Here is a 15,304-nt window from a genome sequence, read left to right on the forward strand (position 1 = left end):
CAACTACACCAAGGACTGGAAGACCGCGGCCAAGGACTCCGTGTTCAAGGCCGCGCAGGAGTCCGAGCGCGACCGCGTGTACTTCAACCCTGCCGTGAAGCAGGGCAAGGCCGACGGCGTGCGCGCCCTCGGCCAGTTCGCCTACTACGACGCGATCGTCATGCACGGCGACGGTGGCGACCGGCTGAGCTTCTCCAGCATCCGCAAGCGCGCACTGGGCAAGGCCAAGCCGCCGTCGCAGGGTGGTGACGAGACCACCTGGCTCAACGCGTTTCTCGACGCCCGTGTGTGGGCCATGAAGCAGGAGCCCGAACACGAGGACACCACTCGGGTCGACACGGGGCAGCGCGTGTTCCTGAAGGCCGGCAACTTCGACCTGAAGACGCCGCTCAAGTGGAAGGTCTACGGCCAGACCTTCGAGATCAAGTAGCCCGACTGGCGTCTGCAAGTACTACCAACGCACGAGTTGGTAGTACTTGCAGACGCCTTTTGCTACAGCTGGGTCCAGTCCAGCACCGGCGCCGCGAAGTCGCGGATCGACGCCAGCAGGCCCAGCCGCGCGGCCTTCACCGCCGGGTCCTCCGCCATGACCAGCACCTCGTCGAAGAAGGTGTTGATCGGCGCGGTCAGTCCTTCGGCAGCCGCGACGAACGCCGCCAGGCCGGCGACATCCCGCGAGACACCGTCGAACGCCTTGTGCAGCGCCACTTCCGCCGGCTCGGACAGCACCGAGGCGTCGTAGGAAGCAGCCACGTCGGCCGGCACGATCCGGCGCACGCGCTGCAGAGCGGCGGCAAGGGCGTCGAAGGACTCGTTGCCCGCCAGCGACTCCAGCTGCGTCAGCGTCTCGTCGGCCAGCACCGGCGAGTCGGCCAGCGGCAGCACCGCCTGGACGAACCGGTGCTCGTGGCCCGCGTCGAGCAGCGCCTGCTCGTAGCGCCGCACCGCGAACTCGCGCGCGGTCTCCAACGCCTCGGCCGACACCTCAAGGCCTTCTGAGGCGAGCGAAAGCGCCACCGGCAGCGTGATCGCGCGCAGGTCCGGGAACGCCCTCAGCACGGTCACCGCACCGAGAGCCGCCCGGCGCAGACCGAACGGGTCCGACGAACCAGTCGGCTGCGCACCGATGCCGAACAGGCCGGCCAGGAGATCGAACCGGTCCGCCAACGACAGCAGAGCGCCAGGCACCGACGACGGCAGCGCGTCACCGGCCGAGCGCGGGAGTTCCATCTCCCACAACGCCTGCGCGACCTCCGGGGTCTCCCCCGCCCGTACCGCGTACTCGCGCGCCATCACACCGGCCAGCGACGACAGCTCGATCACCATCTGCGAGCCGAGGTCGAACTTGGCCAGCGCACCGGCGCGGTCCAGCGTCTCCCGGTCGACGTCGACCACAGAAGCGAAACGACCTGCCAGAGCGGCGATCCGGGAAGCGCGGTCCGCCATCGAGCCCAGCTTGTCCGCGAACGTCAGCTTCGCGAGACCCGACTTCATCTCCTCCAGCGGCGTCTTGAGGTCCGCCCGCCAGAAGAACGCCGCGTCCTCGTACCGCGCCCGCAGCACGGCCTCGTTGCCCGCCCGCACCAGGTCCGCGTCCACCTCACCGTTGGCCACGGCGACGAAGTGCGGCAGCAGCGCACCGTCGGCGGAACGAACCGGCAGGTACCGCTGGTGCTTGCGCATCACCGTCGTCAGGATCTGGCCCGGCAGCTCCAGGTACCGCTCCTCGAACGACCCGAGGATCGGCGTCGGCCACTCGACCAGGTTGGTCACCTCGTCCAGCAGCCCGTCGACCTCGACCACACCGCCGACCGACGCCGCCAGCGCCTGCGCGGCCTCCACGATCGAGGCAGCACGAACGGAAGCATCCGCCTGAATGCCGTGCGAGGAGAGGAACTCCAGGTAACCGTCCGCAGTGGACACCTCGACCACCGGCACCGAAGCCGTCCGGTGCACCCGAGTCGTCGTCCCGGAAGACAGCGACGACACCGCAACCGGCACGGGGGTCTCCCCGAGCAGTGCCAGCAACCAGCGGATCGGCCGGGTGAACGACAGCTTCGGGTCGTTCCACTTCATGTTCTTCTCGGCGCGCAGATCGGAAACGACCTCGGCCAGCAGACCGCTCAGCACCTCGACCGCGCCACGACCGGCATCCGTCTTGGTCAGCGCGACGAACTCGACGTCGTTCTCGGCCACCCGCCCCAGCGCCGAAACCTCGACGCCCTGGCCACGCGCGAAGCCCTGCACGGCCTTCGTCGGGTTGCCGTCACCATCGAACGCGGCGGAAACACGCGGACCGCGCACAGTGCGCTCGGCATCCGGCTCGCGCGGCGAAACGGCAGGCACCGTGACGACAATCCGGCGCGGAGTCCCGTGCACGGTCACTTCGCCGTGCGTCAACCGAGTCGCAGCCAGCTTGGCCGAGACCGCCTCGCGCACCGCGTCAACGGTCCGGACGACCTCGTGCGGCGGCAGTTCCTCGGTACCGATCTCGAACAGCAGAGTCGCCGGAGCCACCACGTCCACAAAGGACGAGGGCTTCTCCACCGCGGCCGGGAGCTCCGCCAGGCCGAGCGGATGCCCGAGCTCCTCACGGCGCTCGGCCCACAGGGCAGCGACCTCGCGCGCCAGTCCGCGCATCCGCCCGAAAGCACGAGCACGCTCGGTCGTGGAGATCGCGCCACGCGCGTCCAGCACGTTGAAGATGTGCGAGCACTTCAGCACGAAGCTGTGCGCCGGCACGGGAAGCCGCGCGTCGAGCATGCGGCGCGCCTCCACCGCGAACTCCTCGAAGAGGCGCTTGTTCGCCTCCACGTCCGCGTCGTCGAGGTAGTACCGCGACATCTCGTACTCGGCCTGGCCGAACGCCTCGCCGTAGGAGATGCCGGGCGCGTAAGCGATCTTCTTGAAGTGGTCGACGCCCTGCAGCGCCATCATGATCCGCTCGATGCCGTAGGTGATCTCCACCGACACCGGGTCGAGCGTCATGCCGCCGGCCTGCTGGAAGTAGGTGAACTGGGTGATCTCCAGGCCGTCGAGCCAGACCTCCCAGCCCAGGCCCCAGGCACCCAGCGCGGGCGAGGCCCAGTTGTCCTCGACGAACCGCACGTCGTGCGCCCGCACGTCGATGCCCAGTGCCTCGAGCGAACCGAGGTAGAGCTCCTGCGGGTCACCCGGATCCGGCTTCAGGATCACCTGGAACTGGGTGTGCGTCTGCAGGCGGTTCGGGTTCTCGCCGTAACGGGCGTCGTCAGGCCGCACCGACGGCTCGACGTACGCGACGCGCCACGGCTCGGGACCCAGCACCCGCAGCACGGTCGCCGGGTTCAGCGTGCCGGCGCCCACCTCGGTGTTGAAGGGCTGCACGACGATGCAGCCCCGATCGGTCCAGTATTTGGTCAGCGCGAGCAGCGCGTCCTGCATCGTCAACACGGCACGAGTCTACGAAGCGGACGAAACCGCTGGTCACGGGGCCTGGATCAGGTGGTCTCCGCCACTGTGTCACCCTTTGCACAACCGAGTGGAGCTCCCGCGCGTCTACTTGGGGTACCCGAATGTGCTGAGAGGAGTGGGTGTGGACAACCGGCCGCCGCGGCCGGGAGAACCGAACGGTACTCCCAGGCGACCCTCCGCCCCGCGTCCCCAGGCGGGGCAGCCCCGCCGTCCGCAGGTACCCCCGCGCAGCAGCTCAGAGCCCCCGCGCAGGCAGCCCAACCGGGCCGAACCGCCACGCCGCGAGCCGCAGAAGCGCTCCGAACCGCCACGCCGCGAGCCCCCGAAGCGGGAGAACCGCAGCGAGCCACCCCGTCGTGAACCGGCCCGCGCCACCTCGTCGGCGCCGCGCCCGCGTCCGGTGGCCGACCGCCCGACGGTCCGCACCACGCCGGCCAAGGCCAAGGCAGCCGCCGCACCTCGTCCGCGTCCCAGGCCCGCCACCCGCAGGCCGGTCCAGCGCAGCAGTGGTGCCTCCACCGGCGGCAAGATCTTCGTCAGCATGCTGTCCGCGGTGATCCTGCTGGTCACGGGCATCGCGTGGAAGAACCTGAACGAGCTGACGAGCAACCTCACCACCCAGGAGCTCGGCCTGGCCGACGCCGGCGAGAAGCCCGCGGACGGCGCGATCGACATCCTGCTCGTCGGCATGGACAGCCGCACCGACTCCAAGGGCAACCCGCTGCCGCAGAACATCCTCAACGAGCTGCAGGCGGGCGGCAGCGACGACGGCGGGTTCAACACCGACACGCTGATCCTGCTGCACATCCCGAACGACAGCGGCAAGGCCTACGCCGTGTCGTTCCCCCGCGACTCCTACGTGAAGATCGCGGGCGGCTACGGGCGTCACAAGATCAACTCTGCCTACGGTTACGCCAAGGGTCAAGAGGCCGAGAAGCTGCAGGGCAGCGGCAAGAGCGCGCCCGAGATCGAGATGGCGACGCGCAAGGCGGGCGCGAAGAACCTCATCGAGACCATCCAGAACCTGACCAGCGTGACGATCGACCACTACGCCGAGGTCAACCTGGTCGGCTTCTACGACATCACCAAGGCCGTCGGCGGCATCGACGTCTGCCTCAACGCCAAGGTCCGCGACAGCTTCTCCGGCGCGAACTTCCCGGCCGGTCCGCAGACCATCGAGGGCAAGAACGCGTTGGCGTTCGTCCGGCAGCGCCACGGCCTGCCGATGGGCGACCTCGACCGCGTCGTGCGCCAGCAGGTCTTCATGGCGGGTCTCGCCAAGAAGATGCTGTCGGCCGGCGTGCTCACCGACAGCACCAAGCGCAGCGAGACGATCAAGGCGGTCAGCGGCGCGCTCGTGCTCGACGACGGCTGGGACATCACCAAGTTCGCCCTGCAGATGAAGGACCTGACGGGCGGCAACATGACGTTCCAGACGATCCCGACCGGCAACCCGGACCTGCAGACGCCGGAGGACGGCTCCGCGGTCGAGGTCGACGAGCGCGAGGTCAACAAGTTCATCAAGAACCTCGGCAAGGACCCGGCGGCGGCGTCGAACACGCCGGATTCGAAGTTCGACAACGCCTCGCTCACCGTCGACGTCCGCAACGCCTCCGGTATCGCGGGCCTCGCGGGCACGGTGCTGCAGTCGCTCGTCGCGAAGGGCTTCGGCGAGGGCCAGACGGGCAACGCCGAGGCGATGGCCAAGTCGGTCGTCCGCTACGGCAAGGGCGGCGAGGACGGCGCCAACGCGGTGCAGAAGGCCCTCGGCGGCATGAAGACCGAGGAGGACGTCAACGTGCCCGCCGGCCGGGTCCGCGTCTTCCTCGGCTCTGACTACTCGGGTCCGGGCGCCCAGGGCTTCACCGGTTCCGGAGTACTCGCCCTGGACGGTGCCCATCAGCAACCGGCTGACCCCGCGGCCCCGAAACCCATCACGGCAGACGGCGTGCGCTGCGTAAACTGATACAGAGAGTAGAGATATATACCCCGTTCGGGGGATTCCAGCAGTAGGTTGCGTAAGCAGCGAAGAACTCGCGCCTTCCATCACCGTGAGACCCGCTCACGGGGTGGAGGGACCAGTGCAGACTGCGAACGGCCAAATCGACACAGCGGCGTACCAGCGCGTGCTCGGTGATGAGATCCGCAGCCTTCGCAAGCAGCGCGGCTGGACCCGCAAGGAGCTCAACAAGCGCCTGCAGACCGAGATCTCGCTGCAGACGCTGGCGACCTACGAGCTCGGCACCAGGCAGTGCTCGGTGGTGCGCCTGGTGGAGATCTGCCACGCCCTGGACATTCCGGCACACGAAGTCCTCGCTCGTGTGCACGAACGCTTCTTCGGCGACACTCCGGCCGGCCACCTCACGCTGAACCTCACCGCCGTCGCCGCGTCCGACCACCCGCGCCTCGTGCCGCTGAAGCGTTGGGCGATGGGCCGGTTGCACGCGCTGCCTCCCGGGGCATCCGCGGAAGTGCACCTCGACCTGCCCGCGTTGGAGAACATGGCGCAGCTGTGCCAGCTCCCCACGGTCGAGCTCATCCGAACCCTGCGAGCGCTGAGCCACTAGTTGTACCGAACTCCGTTCACGCCAACGAAACGACCGCCCGAAACGGGCACTTCTCCACCGCCGGTAGCATCGCCGGGGTGAACGATTCCCCCGCCCGCCTCCCTCTGCGCACCGCGGCCGCAGTGAAACTGGGCAACCTGAGCTCCTCGCTGTCCCAGAAGATGGGGCTCGGCGCAGGCGGCATGATCGGCGGCCGGGTGGCGCTGAAGCTCGACCCGCAGGCGCTGAACCGGCTGACGCAGGGCCGCAAGGTCGCCGTGGTGACAGGCACGAACGGCAAGACCACCAGCACGATGATGCTCGCCAGGGCCGTCGGCGCGCTGGGTGAGGTCGCCACGAACCACAGCGGCGCCAACATGCCCGACGGTCACGTCACGGCGCTCTCGAAGCAGCCGGATGCCCCGTACGCCGTGCTGGAGTGCGACGAGGGCTACTTCCCCGCCGTCGCCGGTGCGAGCAACCCGGCCGTCGCGGTGATCCTGAACCTGTCCCGCGACCAGCTGGACCGCGTCGGCGAGGTGCGCACGATCGAGCGCTCGCTGCGCGACACCGTCACCAAGCTGCAGAACTGCACGATCATCGCGAACTGCGACGACGTGATGGTCACGAGCGCGGCTTGGAACGCCTCCAAGGTCATCTGGGTCGCCACCGGCACCGGCTGGCACCACGACTCGGCGAGCTGCCCCCGTTGCGGCAACCCGATCCGCTGGCAGGGCGAGCACTGGCACTGCACCGGCTGCGACCTCGCGCGCCCGCACCCGAACTGGATCACGGCCGACGAGTCGATGATCACGCCGGAGCACCAGAAGCTCGAGCTGCGCCTCACGCTGCCTGGCAAGTTCAACCAGGCCAACGCCGTCATGGCGTCCGCCGCCGCGCACGCCATGGGTGTGCGCACGGAAGACGCGGTCGCACGGCTGCGCGGCGTCTCCAACGTCAGCGGCCGCTACCGCACGATCCAGCGCAACGGCCGCAGCGCGCGCCTGCTGCTCAGCAAGAACCCCGCGGGCTGGAGCGAGACCCTCACGGTCGTCAAGGAGGCCAACCACCCGGCCGTCCTGGTGATCAACGCCCAGGAGGCCGACGGCCGCGACCTGAGCTGGCTGTGGGACGTCCCGTTCGAGCGCCTGCAGGGGCGCACGGTCATCGCGTCCGGCGAGCGGGCCACGGACCTCGCCGTCCGGCTGACCTACGCCGAGGTCCAGCACACGATCGTGCCCGACCCGCTGAAGGCCATCGACCAGATGCCGCAGGGGGCGGTCGAGGTCATCGCCAACTACACCGCGTTCCGCGACTTGAATGCCAGGGCTGCCGCTGATGAGTGAGTCGACAATCCAGATCGCGCTCGTGCTGCCGGATCTCCTCGGCACATACGGGGACTTCGGCAACGCCGTCGTGCTCGAGAAGCGCATGACGTGGCGCGGCATCAAAGCCGAGATCGTGCCGATCAACTACGGCGAGCCGGTGCCGGACTCGTGCGACATCTACGTCGTCGGTGGCGGTGAGGACACGGCGCAGACGCTGGCCGTGAAGCACCTGCGCGAGCACCCCGGCCTGCAGCGCGCCGTCACGAAGAACGCGGTGGTGCTGGGCGTGTGCGCCGGCATCCAGATCTTCGGCGAGAGCTTCACCCGTGCGGACAACGTGACGCACCCCGGCATGGGCCTGATCGACTCGACCTCGCACGCCGGCGGCAGCCGCGCGATCGGCGAGGTCCTGGCCGAGCCCGCCGACGGACTGTTCGAGGGTGTGCTGTCCGGGTTCGAGAACCACCAGGGCCGCACCGTGCTGGGCCCGGCCGCGCGGCCGCTCGCGCACGTCAAGGTCGGCACCGGCAACGACGGCAGCGTCGAAGGCGCTGTGCAGGGCCGGATCGTCTGCACCTACCTGCACGGGCCGGTGCTGCCGCGCAACCCGCAGCTCGCCGACCTCCTGATCGAGTGGGCCACCGGAACCAAGGTCGCTCCGCTGGACCTTCCCGCGGTGACCGCTATGCGTGCTGAGCGGGTTCGGGCAGCTTCTTGAGTCTGGCTTCGACGCCGGGCCAGATCACGCCCATGACGTACTCCGTGGCGAGCGCAGGTCCGACCTTGGGCCTGCGCTCGGTCCACACCGCCAGGCGTTCCGTCGCACCGACGACGATCTCCGCGAACGCCTCGGCCTCCAGCGGGTCGATGTCCGGCGTGAACGACGCCAGCACGGCCCCGATCATGTCCGTCTGCTGCTGACGGATGCCTTCCACTTCTTCCTGCGCCGACGGCACGGCCACGGCTGCTTCCTGCCGCAACAGCGCCCACGATCTGCGGTGCTGGTCGATGAACTCGAAGAACGCCAACAGCCCCAGCCTGAGGAACTCCTCCGGCGACTGAGCGCCCGCGATCGCCTGTGCCGTCTTCTCCCGCAGCTCTGTGCGCGCCCGGTGGATGCAGCCGATGAGCAGGCCTTCCTTCGAGCCGAAGTACTCGTAGAGCATCGGTTTGGAGACGCCGACGCGTTCGGCGATCTCGTCCATCGACGTGGCCAGATACCCCTGCTCGGCGAAGATCTCCTCGGCGACGGTGAGCATCTGCGCCATGCGCTGGGCCTTGGGCATGCGGCGCCGGGGCGCAGGTGCGGTCACGAAAGGAGTCTACCGCTCGTAACTTACTTCGAGTAACCTACTGCGAAGTAGGTATCCGCGAGCGGAGGGACGTACCCATGCACCGAGAGACGAAAGTGCTCGTCATCGGCACCGGATTCTCCGGCCTAGGTATGGCCATCGAGCTCAAGCGGCGTGGTGAGCACGACTTCGTGGTGCTCGAGAAGGCCGCCGACCTCGGTGGCACGTGGCGCGACAACTCCTACCCGGGCTGCGCGTGTGACGTGCCGTCGCACATGTACTCGTTCTCGTTCGAGCTGAACCCGAAGTGGTCGCGGATGTTCGCTGAGCAGGGCGAGATCTGGGACTACCTGCGGCGAGTCGCGGACAAGTACGAGTTGTCGCCGCACATCCGCTTCAACACCAAGGTGTCCGGCGCGCAGTGGGACGAGGAAGCGAAGCGCTGGCAGGTGACGACCGAGCAGGGCGACACGTACACCGCGCAGGCTCTGGTCGCGGGCGTCGGCGCGTTGCACATCCCGAACATCCCTGAGCTGCCGGGGATCGAGAACTTCAGCGGCAAGACGTTCCACAGCGCTCAGTGGGACCACTCCTACGACCTCACGGGCAAGCGCGTCGCCGTCGTCGGCACCGGTGCGTCCGCGATCCAGTTCGTGCCGAAGATCGCTCGTCAGGTCGCGTCGATGAAGATCTTCCAGCGCACGCCGCCGTGGATCATGCCCAAGGCGGACCGCGAGATCACCGGCCGGGAGCAGAAGCTGTTCCGCGCCTTGCCCTTCACCCAACGGCTCTACCGCAACTTCGTCTACTGGGTGCGCGAGTCGTCGGCGCTGGGGTTCGCGATCAACCCCCGCATCATGCAGTTCGCGCAGGGAATCGCGTTGCGGCACATGAAGAAGCAGGTGCCTGATCCCGCGCTGCGCAAGAAGTTGAAGCCCGACTACACGATGGGCTGCAAGCGCGTGCTGATCTCCAACGACTTCTACCCCGCGCTGGGCTACCCGACCGTGGACCTGGTGACGGACAAGATCTCCGAGGTGCGCGAGAACTCCGTTGTGGACAGTGCGGGCGTCGAGCACGAGGTCGACGTCATCATCTACGGCACCGGGTTCCACGTCACCGACTCGTTCGACTACCTGGACGTCCAGGGCAAGGGCGGCGTCGACCTCGCGAAGCAGTGGCGTGAAGAGGGCATCGAGACCTACTACGGCATCACGGTCTCGGGATTCCCCAACCTGTTCTTCCTGCTGGGCCCCAACACCGGACTCGGGCACAACTCGGTCGTGTTCATGATCGAGTCGCAGATCCGGTACATCTCGCAGTGCCTCCAGCTCCTCGAAGAACACCGCGCAGCGGAGCTGGACGTGCGAGTGGAGGCCCAGCAGGAGTTCAACCGCGAGATCCAGGGCAAGCTGCGCAAGGGCGTGTGGACGCAGGGCGGCTGTCAGAGCTGGTACCTCGACGCGCAGGGCGTGAACCGCACCGTGTGGCCGGGCTTCACCTGGCGGTACTGGATGCGGACCAAGCGCGTGCGCGCCGAGGACTACGTGCTGACTACTGCCAAAAAATCTATGGCCGCACGATGACCTTCAGGGCGGTCCGCTCGTCCATCGCCTGGTAGCCCAGCGCGACGTCGTCGAGCGAGACCGTCCTGTCGAACACCGGACCGGGGTCGATCCGCCCGGCCAGTACGTCGGCCAGCAACTCCGGCAGGTACGCCCGCACGGGTGCGACGCCGCCACCGATGTTGATGTTGCGGCCGAACAGCTTGCCCAGCGGCAGGCCCTTCATCTCGTGCGGCACGCCGACGTAACCGATCTTGCCGCCGTCGCGCACGATGCCCATCGCGGTCTCCCACGACTGCTCGGTGCCGACGCACTCCAGCACGCTCGACGCGCCGAGCCCGCCGGTCATCTCCTTGATCCGCTCGACCGCGGCCTCACCGCGCTCGGCGACCTGGTCCGTGGCGCCGAAGAGCTTGGCGATCTTGGCGCGGTCCTCGTGCCGTCCCATCGCGATGATCCGCTCGGCCCCGAGCCGCTTGGCCGCGAGCACACCGCACAGGCCGACCGCGCCGTCCCCGACGACCGCGACCGTGCTGCCCGGCCCGACACCCGCGCCGATGGCTGCGTGATGACCGGTGCCCATGACGTCGCTCAGGCTCAGGAACGCCGGGAGCAGGTCCGGCGAGGCGTCTGCAGGCACCCGGACGAGCGTCCCGTCGGCCTGGGGCACGCGCACGGCCTCGCCCTGGCCGCCGTCGCTGCCCTTGGAGCCCCAGAAGCCACCACTTCGGCACGACGTCTGCAGCCCGGCCACGCAGTACGCGCAGGTGCCGTCACTCCACACGAACGGCGCGATGACGCGGTCGCCGACGTTGACGGTCTTCACCTCGGCGCCGACCTCCTCGACGATGCCGAGGAACTCGTGCCCGATCCGCTGCCCGCCCTCGCGCTTGGCCACGCCCCGGTACGCCCACAGGTCGCTGCCGCAGATGCACGCGAGCTCGACCCGGACGACGACGTCGGTCGCGTCCTCGATGGACGCGTCCGGCACCTCCTCGACTCGGATGTCACGGGTGCCGTAGATCGTCGTAGCCCGCACCGGGCGCCTCCTTGGTCTCGTGTCTCAACCGTTACATGGTCCTCCTGTCCCGGTCCATCCGCCGAATCGAGACGCTGTGGAATTGGTTACGCATGCTTACTATCGAGAACGTGCTGATCAACACGCGCGGTGTCCGCTATGCGAAGGCATCCCGGTTCGAAGCCCCCACACCGGTCGAATGGGACGGCGTACGCGGCTCCTCGCAGCGCGGCCCGGCCTGCCCGCAACCGCCGTCCTCGCTGCTGCCCGTGGTCGGAGACTCGGTCGCGGGTCTGACCTTCGACGAGAACTGCCACGTCTTGAGCGTCACCGCCCCCGCCGACGCCTCCGGGCTGCCCGTGATGGTCTGGTTCCACGGCGGCGCGTACGTGACCGGCAGCGGTGAGTCGCGCAAGTACGACGCCTCGCTGCTGGCCTCGGAAGGCGTCGTGGTCGTCAGCGTGAGCTACCGCCTCGGCATCTTCGGCTACCTGCACGACAACCTGGGTCTCCAGGACCAGATCGTCGCGCTGCGGTGGGTGCGCGACAACATCGCCGCGTTCGGCGGCGATCCCGCGAACGTGACGGCGTTCGGCCAGTCCGCGGGCGCCGACTCCGTGTACGCGCTGATGCTCTCCACCGACGAGCCGCTCTTCCACCGCGCGATCATGCAGAGCGCCCCGCTGGGTGCCCGTGGCCCGGAGCGCGCGGCGATGACGGAGGCGCTGCGTGCGTTCGTCACCGTCGACGCCTCGACTCCGGCGGACGAGGTGCTGGCCGTGCAGCAGCAGGTGCCCGCGATGGCGGCCCAGTTCGCCCCGGCCGGCGGCATGCCGTTCGGGCCGGTCCTGGGCGACGTCGACCTCACCTCGGCGGCATCCCGGATCGAACTGCTCATCGGGCACACCGCGGACGACGGCAGCCCGTACGTGGCCGACCAGCCCGACGCCTGGGAGGTCGTGACCGAACTCGTGTTCGCCGGGCCCGCGCGCCAGTTCGCGGCCGACTGGACGGCGGCGGGCGGTCAGGCGGCCACCTTCAACTTCAAGTGGAGGCCGGAGGGCGCCCCGCTGGGGGCGTGCCACTGCATCGAGCTGCCGTTCCTGTTCGACCCGGACGGCTGGACCGGCGCGGGCATGCTCGCCGGGCAGGAACCGGATCCGGTGCTGGCCAAGACCATGCGAGGGCTGTGGGCCGGGTTCGCGCGAAACGGGATGGACGCGCTGCCTTCGCGCTCGCTTGAATTCGGCGGGTGACCGACCGCGAGCGTTTGCGCACCACGTTCGGAGAGGACGCGGCCCGCTACCACCGGGCCCGCCCGACCTATCCCGCGGAGCTGTTCGCGCAGCTCAGCGGCCCGCGCGTTCTGGAGATCGGCCCTGGCACCGGCCAAGCCACGCTGCCGTTGACCCGCATCGGCGAGGTGACGGCGGTCGAGCTGAGCCCATCGCTGGCCGCCATCGCCCGCGAGCACGCACCCGAGGCACGGGTGATCGTCGCGAACTTCGACGAGTGGCCGCTGCCCTCGGAACCGTTCGACCTCGTGGTGTCGGCGACGGCGTTCCACTGGCTCGACCCGTCGACCCGCATGGCGAAGTGCGCGGCCGCGTTGAAGCCCGGCGGCAGGCTGGCGGTGATCTCGACGCACCACGTCGCGGGCGGGACCGAGCAGTTCTTCGTGGACGTCCAGAAGTGTTACGAACGCTGGGATCCGGCCACTCCCCCGAACCTCCGGCTGTCTCCAGCGGACGACATCCCCCGCGAGTTCGACGAGAGCCACCTCTACGAGCGGCCGGAGTTCGTCCGGTACGAGTGGGAGCAGGGCTACGACACCGAGGCGTACGCCGACCTGCTCCTCACGTACTCGAACCACATCGCGCTGCCGGCCAGGGACGAGCTCATCGCGGACATCACGAGCCTGATCGACACGCGCTACGACGGCCGGGTCACCAAGCGGTACATGACCCAGCTCGCCGTCGCCCGCGTCAGGACCGCCGGCCCCGCCGCGTCATGACCACGCCCGCGCCCACCAGTGCGAGGCCGCCGAGAGCGAACGGCAGCACGTCGAACCCGGTGAACGCCAGCTCGTCGACCTCGGCAGCGGCCTGCGGGGCCTGAGGCGCGGCTGCACCACCCGGAGGCTGCGGAACCTCGGTCTTGGCAGGCGGCGTGGTCTCCGGAGGCGTCTCACCAGGCCTGCAGCCCGTGTGCGCCGGGTTCGAGCGGCCCACACCGTGGTTGGTGTCGCACTCGTAGCCCGCGTTGGCGTCCGAGCCGTCCGGCTGCTGGCCCGGCGGGTTCTTGTTGTCGGCCTTTCCCACGCAACCGGCACAGGGCTTGCCGGCCGCCTCACCGCCACCGTTGCCGTTCAACGACGGCGAACCGTCGCGCGTCGAGTCGTACGGGCCGTTCACGTTCGCGCCGTTGCCGGTGAAGTCCGCGTTCGACGGCGGCTGGGGCGCGGAAGTGTCCTGTCCGGACTGTCCCGGTGGGACGTTCGGGTTGTTCGTGATCCCGTTCCCGTGACCGTTCCCGGGGTCGGCGAGCCCCAGGCCGGGAGCGAGCACCAGCACGGCGGCGGCCGCGAGGGCAGGGAGGAGCCGAGTTGCTTTCATGCCCGAGATATAGGACAGCCCGTGACCCGCGTTACACCAGGTCACGGGCTGTCCACAAGGCACTACGAACAGGTGATGCGCGGGGTCGCCCAGTCGCCGTGGTCGGAGTTGATGTTGTCACCGCCGTCGGTCAGCACCAGCCGCAGGTTCTCGGCGCCGGTGAGTGACGCGGTGAGCTTCTTCGCCGCGTTGTCCGCGGTCAGCGCCCCCGAGTCGGCGACCAAGGCGGCGTCCGCGAAGACCTGGAAGACCACCGAGCCCTTACCCGCTCCCACCTCGTCGTCGACGCCGACGTCGACGGTCAGCGACGAGCACTTGCGGCCGAGGTAGAACTCGATCGTCGAGGCCGCGTGCGCACCGAAACCGCGCGCGTGCGTGACACCGTTGATCGTCAGGGTCTTGCCGTCACCGGCGGCCTGGTTGCCGACCGACTTGTCGATCTCGACCGGACCCCAGCCGTTGGTGGACGACGTCGCCTCGAACGCGGACAGGTCCGAAACACCGGCCGGCGGGGTCGGACGCGGGCCGCTGTCGCCCTTGGAGACCCGGTAGATCACGGTCGCCAAGGACGGAACCGAAGCCGAGATCGCACCAGAAGTGGTGCGCGTGGACTTGGTCCACAGATCCTTCAGAACCGCAGGCCCGGACATGCCGATCTCGGACAGGGAGGTCGAGATCGTCTGCGTCGAGCCGGACTTGTTGAACAGCGCCACGGCCTTGTCACCGTTGGCCAGCGGCTTCACGATCACGTCGACACCGGTCTTGCCGGTCGTGCGAATCCGCTTGCCCTGCTTGCCGAGCTTGTCCTGGTCGACCGCGATGACATCCTTGTTCTCCAGGATCGTGAACGTGTCAGCCGAAACCTTGCGCAGGTCCGAGCCGATCAGCAACGGCGCGGCCATGATCGCCCACAGCGAGAAGTGGCTGCGGTACTGGGTAGCGGACATCTTGCCGTTGCCGACCTCGAGCATGTCGGGGTCGTTCCAGTGCCCGGGCCCGGCATAGGAATCCAGCACGACGTTCTTCTCGTAGATGTCCATCGTGCGCGGCCAGGTGTCGTTGATGTCACCGGTCGTGCGCCACAGGTGCCCGGTGTCGGAGGCCCACTCCCACGGCTTGTTCTGGCCCCACTCGCACAACGAGAAGACGATCGGCCGGCCGGTCTTCTTCAACGCGTCGCGCATCTTGCGGTAGCGCTGCTTGGCGTCGACGCCCTGGTTGTTGCAGTTGTCGTACTTCAGGTAGTCGACACCCCAGGACGCGAACTGCTGCGCGTCGGACTCCTCGTGGTTCAGCCCACCCGGAAAACCGTTGTCCTTGTTGCAGGTCTTCGTTCCGGCGCTCGTGTAAATCCCGAACTTCAGGCCCTTCGAGTGCACGTAGTCCGCGACGGCCTTGATGCCGTTGGGGAACCGCGTCTTGTTCGGCACTAGCTTGCCGGCCGAGTCACGGGTCTTCTCGGCCCAGCAGTCGTCGATGTTGACGTA

Annotated in this window: 13 protein-coding genes; 8 read left to right on the plus strand and 5 right to left on the minus strand. The window is 68.6% G+C overall.

Annotated elements, in window-relative coordinates:
- Positions 1–430 (plus strand): chitosanase (locus tag UK23_RS05100; protein WP_045310192.1); only part of this gene is annotated, 430 nt, incomplete at its 5' end.
- A 62-nt stretch (positions 431–492) separates the two neighbouring features.
- Here the strand turns inward: UK23_RS05100 and UK23_RS05105 are convergent.
- On the minus strand, positions 493–3,423 hold the full coding sequence (locus tag UK23_RS05105) for a glycine--tRNA ligase (protein ID WP_045310199.1): 2,931 nt from the start codon (positions 3,421–3,423) through the stop codon (positions 493–495).
- A 430-nt stretch (positions 3,424–3,853) separates the two neighbouring features.
- On the opposite strand from UK23_RS05105, the gene UK23_RS05110 reads away from it, so the two are divergent.
- The 4 genes from UK23_RS05110 to UK23_RS05125 all read left to right on the plus strand — a co-directional run bounded on the left by UK23_RS05110 (position 3,854) and on the right by UK23_RS05125 (position 8,045).
- Positions 3,854–5,419, plus strand: a complete 1,566-nt coding sequence (locus tag UK23_RS05110; protein ID WP_231114384.1) for an LCP family protein — start codon at positions 3,854–3,856, stop codon at positions 5,417–5,419.
- 115 nt (positions 5,420–5,534) lie between these two features.
- Positions 5,535–6,020, plus strand: a complete 486-nt coding sequence (locus UK23_RS05115) for a helix-turn-helix domain-containing protein (RefSeq protein WP_231114385.1) — start codon at positions 5,535–5,537, stop codon at positions 6,018–6,020.
- A 77-nt stretch (positions 6,021–6,097) separates the two neighbouring features.
- Complete coding sequence (locus tag UK23_RS05120; protein WP_231114386.1) at positions 6,098–7,345, plus strand: MurT ligase domain-containing protein; 1,248 nt, start codon at positions 6,098–6,100, stop codon at positions 7,343–7,345.
- The gene (locus UK23_RS05125) at positions 7,338–8,045 is read left to right on the plus strand and encodes a type 1 glutamine amidotransferase (protein WP_045310193.1); all 708 of its coding nucleotides are present in this window, start codon (positions 7,338–7,340) and stop codon (positions 8,043–8,045) included. The genes UK23_RS05120 and UK23_RS05125 overlap by 8 nt, the downstream gene beginning before the upstream one ends.
- Here the strand turns inward: UK23_RS05125 and UK23_RS05130 are convergent.
- Positions 8,011–8,595: a TetR/AcrR family transcriptional regulator gene (locus UK23_RS05130; protein WP_045310203.1), complete on the minus strand. Its 585-nt coding sequence runs from the start codon at positions 8,593–8,595 to the stop codon at positions 8,011–8,013. The genes UK23_RS05125 and UK23_RS05130 overlap by 35 nt on opposite strands.
- A 122-nt stretch (positions 8,596–8,717) precedes the next feature.
- Here UK23_RS05130 and UK23_RS05135 point away from each other — a divergent pair, with 122 nt between their 5' ends.
- A complete protein-coding gene (locus UK23_RS05135; RefSeq protein WP_045310194.1) occupies positions 8,718–10,205 on the plus strand; it encodes a flavin-containing monooxygenase in 1,488 nt (495 codons plus the stop codon).
- Here the strand turns inward: UK23_RS05135 and UK23_RS05140 are convergent.
- Positions 10,189–11,223: a zinc-dependent alcohol dehydrogenase family protein gene (locus tag UK23_RS05140; RefSeq protein ID WP_045310195.1), complete on the minus strand. Its 1,035-nt coding sequence runs from the start codon at positions 11,221–11,223 to the stop codon at positions 10,189–10,191. The two genes, UK23_RS05135 and UK23_RS05140, sit on opposite strands and share 17 nt — an antisense overlap.
- A gap of 110 nt (positions 11,224–11,333) precedes the next feature.
- On the opposite strand from UK23_RS05140, the gene UK23_RS05145 reads away from it, so the two are divergent.
- Together UK23_RS05145 and UK23_RS05150 are read left to right on the plus strand one after the other, a co-directional pair.
- Positions 11,334–12,458: a carboxylesterase family protein gene (locus tag UK23_RS05145; protein WP_196777612.1), complete on the plus strand. Its 1,125-nt coding sequence runs from the start codon at positions 11,334–11,336 to the stop codon at positions 12,456–12,458.
- A complete protein-coding gene (locus tag UK23_RS05150) occupies positions 12,455–13,216 on the plus strand; it encodes a class I SAM-dependent methyltransferase (RefSeq protein ID WP_045310197.1) in 762 nt (253 codons plus the stop codon). The genes UK23_RS05145 and UK23_RS05150 overlap by 4 nt, the downstream gene beginning before the upstream one ends.
- Here the strand turns inward: UK23_RS05150 and UK23_RS05155 are convergent.
- Both UK23_RS05155 and UK23_RS05160 read right to left on the minus strand, forming a co-directional pair.
- A complete protein-coding gene (locus UK23_RS05155; protein WP_052684366.1) occupies positions 13,188–13,817 on the minus strand; it encodes a hypothetical protein in 630 nt (209 codons plus the stop codon). The two genes, UK23_RS05150 and UK23_RS05155, sit on opposite strands and share 29 nt — an antisense overlap.
- 62 nt (positions 13,818–13,879) lie before the next feature.
- On the minus strand, positions 13,880–15,304 hold a 1,425-nt coding region (locus tag UK23_RS05160), incomplete at its 5' end, for an NPCBM/NEW2 domain-containing protein (protein WP_045310198.1).

Source organism: Lentzea aerocolonigenes (genome assembly GCF_000955955.1).
Classification (GTDB): Bacteria; Actinomycetota; Actinomycetes; order Mycobacteriales; family Pseudonocardiaceae; genus Lentzea; species Lentzea aerocolonigenes_A.